Genomic DNA, 4,644 nt, shown 5'->3' on the forward strand with positions numbered 1-4,644 from the left:
AGAAAAAATAAATATTTGTTAAAGAATTTCACATAATTCATATCCATTATGGATTTGATTCAACATTTTTTCTTTTGTTTGTTTAAATAAATCAAATTGCTTTTTAGCCTCATTCACGTTTTGATAGACCTTCCAATCTCCGACTAAGTAATAGGGCTTGTGTTCAATAAATCCAATTACATCATCTAAGGGATAACCAAGAAATACACCTATTTCATGAGGAAAGTTTTTTGTGTTAAGTCTTTTTTTGAGTTCTTGTATACACAGTTCAAAAGTATTTGGATATTGATAGGATTTTAGAAAATTTTGAACTGCATTTGAGGAAATATAGTCTTTAAGTTTGGAATTGTATACATAAATGGTGTATTGAGTTTCTTGTTCTATGAGGATAAAGAAGATCCCTTTTGAATTGAATTGTTGATTGTATTGTTTGATAAATAATCGAATACTATCATCGTCTTTTGGAAGGTGGAACATATTGGCATATTTATATTGCTTCAGTGCAGGTGCACAATAATTGGCCAATAATGATTCAAAACGCTGTTTCGGCATAATTAAGCTCCAATCGCTTTTTTGATGTTTTCGATATCTTCAGGTGTACCAGAATTTTCTACTTTATATAGAATTTCACAACCATAATCTTCACTGATTTTATCAGCTGCCTGGCAATATGCGTCACCATAATTTGTATCTCCGGAGCAGACAACACCTTGAATCAATGTGCCATTGGCCATCAAAAAGTTTTCGACTTCAGCAGGTACATCTCCATAGCCATCTGTATAAGTAAATAAGATGTATGGTTCATCGATGCTTTCAGATCCATCATTGATGCGTAATGCATCAATACCTAATGAACTGATAATTTCTTCCACATTACCAGTACGACTTGCGAATGCATATTTCATGATTTTACCTCCTTAACAGTTAGACGCAACTAACTGTTATTAGTATAACTCTATAAGAGTTAGTTGTAAATAACTTTTTTAAGAAATTTATTGAATATGATATACTATTTTTGTTTAACGGGAGAGGTTTTATGCAAGTAAAAGATATGACGAAGGGAAATGAATTAAAGTTGATTTTTTTGTTTTCCCTACCTTTAATGCTTGGAAATATATTTCAGCAGCTATATACAGTTTGTGATACTATCATTGTTTCTAGACACCTTGGTGTGAAGGCGTTAGCAGCCATAGGATGTTCGGATTGGCTAACATGGATGGGAATTGCAGTCGTGACTGGGCTTGCCCAAGGTTTTTCAATTCCGATAGCGCATGCGTTTGGTACTCATGATAAGAGTAATGTACAAAAATGTATTTCTACTTTAGCTGTGAATGCGATTGTATCAACAGTGGTTTTATTAGCCGTGATTTATCCGCTTCTACCAAATATTTTGATTTTATTAAAAACACCAGCTGATATTATGGATCGAGCTCTAGCGTATACACACGTTATTTATATCGGTTTGTTTGCGACTATGTTTTACAATGCGCTTGCAAGCATTTTACGTGCTTTTGGCAATTCGAAAACACCGCTACAAGCCATGATTATTGCCAGTATTTGTAACGTAGGCTTAGATGTACTATTCGTGATGGGACTTGAGTGGGGAATCATCGGTGCTGGTGTAGCGACAGTTATTGCACAAATTCTAGCTGGATGTTTCTGTTTATATCATGTATTAAAATTAAAAGAATATATGCCTACATCCATTTGTAAGGATGTAACATACTATAAAAATCAATTTAGATTAGGAATTCCTATGGCACTACAAAATGTCTTGATTTCGATTGGTGGTATGGTATTAACAAGTGCCGTAAATCGATATGGAACTTATTTCCTTGCTGGATTTACAGCTATGAACAAGCTATATGGAGTGCTTGAAATTTCAGCTGTTTCTTATGGCTATGCCATGGTTACATATACGGGACAAAATTATGGAGCACATCGTTATGATCGTATCAAGAGTGGTGTGAAAAAAGTTGTTTTATTATCATTGGCAACTTCCATCTTGATTTCTATCATACTTTGGATTTTTGGACCATTCTTCTTATCTTGTTTTATATCAAAAACAAGTGAAGGTGCTAATGAAGCAATGACATATGGATTGAATTTTTTACGATGTTTAACGGTTTTCCTTCCAATTTTATATATGTTGCATGCATATCGTTCTACGATACAGGGCTTATCCAATGCCTTTATTCCTATGGTATCTGGCTTATTTGAGTTATTGATGCGAATCTCTGGAGCTTTGATTCTACCTATCTATTTTGGTAAAGCTGGCCTATATCCTGTAGAAGTGTTGGCATGGATTGGTGCTGTTATAATCTTGGTTCCTAGTTATTATTACATGGAAAGAAATTTTCAAAAAGTTTCAGAAAAATGTTGACAAATTGTTTCATGCGGAATAAAATACGTTCATACATAAAGCAAAGGTGCTTATAGTTCATAAAATATATGAGCTGTAAGTGCCTTTTTTCTTTTGTATAAGGGAGGGAATATTGTGGAGAAGATTTTAACAGAGGTATTTGGAATATGGTACCTAATCGGAGCTGCATTTGTATTCTTTATGCAGGCCGGATTTGCGATGGTTGAAGCCGGATTTACAAGAGCCAAGAATGCCGGTAATATCATTATGAAAAACTTAATGGATTTCTGTTTAGGAACTGTCGCATTCTTGATTATTGGTTATAGCCTATTGATGGGGCAAGATTTTGCGGGACTTGTTGGATGGGGAGAAAGTCCATTGACAGATTTTGCTGGAACAAACTGGTCAAGTTTTACATTCAACTTAGTGTTCTGTGCTACAGCCGCTACCATTGTTTCTGGGGCCATGGCAGAAAGAACAAAATTTATCTCTTATTGTATCTATAGTTTTGTGATTAGTTTAATTGTATATCCAATTGAAGCACACTGGGTATGGGGTGGCGGTTGGCTAAGTAGCCTTGGCTTCCATGATTTTGCCGGAAGTGCTGCCATTCACTATGTTGGTGGTTTAACCGCTTTAATTGGTGCATGGATGTTAGGCCCAAGAATTGGTAAGTTTGATAAAGATGGATCTCCACGAGGAATTCCAGGTCATAGCTTAACGATTGGTGCACTTGGATGTTTCATCTTATGGTTTGGCTGGTATGGATTCAATGGTGCAGCGGCTACAAATGGTATTCAGTTAGCTACAATCTTTGCGACAACTACAGTAGCACCTTCCGTTGCGACATGTACAGTCATGTTGATTACTTGGATCAAATATGGAAAACCAGATGTTGCGATGTGTTTAAATGGTTCATTGGCAGGTTTAGTTGCGATTACTGCGGGATGTGATGCCGTAAACGTATTTGGATCATTTGTGATTGGTATCTTATCTGGATGTATGGTTTGTTTCATTGTATGGTTGTTGGATTATAAATTAAAAGTAGATGATCCAGTAGGAGCTGTTGCCGTACACTTTGGAAATGGTTTATTAGGAACAATCTGTGTTGGATTATTTGCGTGTGGTACAGATACAATGCCTGAAGCACAAGGATTATTATATGGCGGTGGATTCCATTTATTAGGCGTTCAATTATTAGGCTTATTGGCAATTGGTGCATGGACTGCTATAACTATGTTTATTACTTTCTACATTATTAAAAAGACTGTTGGATTACGTGTTAGCGCACATGAAGAAATTGTGGGCCTTGATAAAATGGAACATGGATTGGAAAGTGCATATGCAGGTTTTGCCTTAGAAGCCGATGTTCCTGGTGATTATTTAGAAACAATTCAAGATTCTAGCTACACTCCAAGTGTAGAATTGGATGATGCCGTACCTACAAAAGTTATTCATAGTGATGGTTCTATTTCAAAGGTTGTTATTATTACTAAGGTTGAGAAATTTGATAAGATTAAGGCTGCATTGAATGAAATTGGTATTGGTGGTATGACGGTTACAAAAGTATCTGGTTGTGGTGTGCAAAAGGGCCAAACAAGCTACTATCGTGGTGCTAAAGTAAATATGGAATTGCTTCCTAAATTAAAAGTTGAAGTTGTTGTGAGTGAAGTGCCTGTAGCAGATGTTGTTAAGGCAGCTAAAAAGGCATTGTATACTGGAAATATTGGGGATGGAAAAATCTTTGTCTACGATGTTGCGGATGTTGTTCGTATCTCAACAGGAGCTCGTGGTAAAGATGCATTAAAATATGAAGAATAATATATCATGGCTTGTAAAATTGCTCTTTTCTCTTATTCGTTACAAGCCAAAGGAAAAGGATCGAAAATCGATCCTTTTTAGTTTAATAAGTCTGTATCAAATACATCATCATTTAATTCTTCATCAATCATTTGGAAAAGTAATTCTTCGATGTCTTTACCATTTTCTAATTCTTCAAATAGATCGGGTCTTTCATAAAACATCTTATTAAAGAAGAATCCAGAAACTAATTGATCATTTTGTTCTTCTAAAGTACGGCGTTCGTTTTCTTCTACCCAAGGTCCTTCATTTTGAGTTTCAATAAATTTTGAAATATCCATGGCTGTTGTTGACGTTAGACCTAGAAATATGTCAAAGAGTTTTTCACTGCAATGATAATAAGCATCGGAACTTGACTTTTTACTGTCTTGCATAGGAAGAAAAATTATTAGCAAGCGGCTCTGCAATGTGAGGATACGTGA

General features: G+C 35.4%; 5 protein-coding genes. 2 read left to right on the forward strand and 3 right to left on the reverse strand.

Going from position 1 to position 4,644, the window contains the following annotated elements; genetic code table 11:
- Nucleotides 1-18: 18 nt before the first annotated feature.
- Nucleotides 19-552 (reverse strand): DUF3793 family protein, encoded by a 534-nt coding sequence (locus tag ACZQCL_RS06635; RefSeq protein ID WP_288522968.1) that lies wholly within the window; start codon nt 550-552, stop codon nt 19-21.
- A gap of 2 nt (nt 553-554) precedes the next feature.
- The gene (gene nrdI / locus ACZQCL_RS06640; RefSeq protein WP_117925575.1) at nt 555-905 is read right to left on the reverse strand and encodes a class Ib ribonucleoside-diphosphate reductase assembly flavoprotein NrdI; all 351 of its coding nucleotides are present in this window, start codon (nt 903-905) and stop codon (nt 555-557) included.
- A gap of 131 nt (nt 906-1,036) precedes the next feature.
- Here nrdI and ACZQCL_RS06645 point away from each other — a divergent pair, with 131 nt between their 5' ends.
- Both ACZQCL_RS06645 and ACZQCL_RS06650 read left to right on the forward strand, forming a co-directional pair.
- Nucleotides 1,037-2,383: an MATE family efflux transporter gene (locus ACZQCL_RS06645; RefSeq protein WP_412343620.1), complete on the forward strand. Its 1,347-nt coding sequence runs from the start codon at nt 1,037-1,039 to the stop codon at nt 2,381-2,383.
- Nucleotides 2,384-2,497: 114 nt separating this feature from the next.
- Nucleotides 2,498-4,183 carry an ammonium transporter gene (locus tag ACZQCL_RS06650; protein WP_482482355.1) on the forward strand — a complete coding sequence of 562 codons (1,686 nt, stop codon included), beginning with the start codon at nt 2,498-2,500 and terminating at the stop codon, nt 4,181-4,183.
- A 77-nt stretch (nt 4,184-4,260) separates the two neighbouring features.
- Here ACZQCL_RS06650 and ACZQCL_RS06655 read toward each other — a convergent pair whose 3' ends face one another.
- The gene (locus ACZQCL_RS06655; RefSeq protein ID WP_482482357.1) at nt 4,261-4,596 is read right to left on the reverse strand and encodes a hypothetical protein; all 336 of its coding nucleotides are present in this window, start codon (nt 4,594-4,596) and stop codon (nt 4,261-4,263) included.
- Nucleotides 4,597-4,644 lie beyond the last annotated feature (48 nt).

Source organism: Holdemanella sp., from assembly GCF_056804935.1.

Bases quoted from the DNA above. Each gene is read 5' to 3' on its own strand.
- ACZQCL_RS06635 (WP_288522968.1), bottom strand. From the start codon at position 552: ATGCCGAAACAGCGTTTTGAATCATTATTGGCCAATTATTGTGCACCT.
- nrdI (WP_117925575.1), bottom strand. From the start codon at position 905: ATGAAATATGCATTCGCAAGTCGTACTGGTAATGTGGAAGAAATTATC.
- ACZQCL_RS06645 (WP_412343620.1), top strand. From the start codon at position 1,037: ATGCAAGTAAAAGATATGACGAAGGGAAATGAATTAAAGTTGATTTTT.
- ACZQCL_RS06655 (WP_482482357.1), bottom strand. From the start codon at position 4,596: ATGCAAGACAGTAAAAAGTCAAGTTCCGATGCTTATTATCATTGCAGT.